Source organism: Bacillus sp. AF62, assembly GCF_050312695.1.
GTDB classification, from domain to species: domain Bacteria; phylum Bacillota; class Bacilli; order Bacillales; family Bacillaceae_G; genus Bacillus_A; species Bacillus_A cereus.
This window is the reverse complement of sequence record NZ_JBNPJZ010000259.1, coordinates 1-392: the sequence shown is the minus strand read 5'-3', so window position 1 is coordinate 392 and position 392 is coordinate 1. Positions and strand designations below refer to the sequence as shown.

Below are 392 nucleotides of genomic sequence, written 5' to 3'. Positions count from 1 at the left end.
CCTACAATGAAAGAATCCGCCTTACTTTTCGTTTCAAGCTTCACATAAGACGAGTCATATTTCACCCACTGATCTCCGCCAAGGTTTAACCACCCATCCTTTTCCGCCCACACAATATAAGATTCTGGTTTGTTTAATTGACGAACCTTAGAATAGCTTGTACCTGGTCCTTTACGTAAATTAACGTTGTAACCTTCCATATAAGCAATGCCGTCCGTTACAGCTGTTGGTTTAGATGGCTTCTCAGGAACAGAAACGTCCACACTAGAATTATATGCTCGTTGTACATCTGCTCTAAATTGAGCCTCTGAAACACCATGAGACTTTAAATAATCAATTGGATCTTCATGATCCGTACCACCAAGGTAATGAGTTACATCGCTATGTGTCCA

General features: G+C 40.8%; 1 pseudogene. It reads right to left on the bottom strand.

Annotated elements, in window-relative coordinates:
• Positions 1–392: pseudogene (locus tag ACQRBL_RS32630) on the bottom strand (N-acetylmuramoyl-L-alanine amidase); the annotation flags it as partial.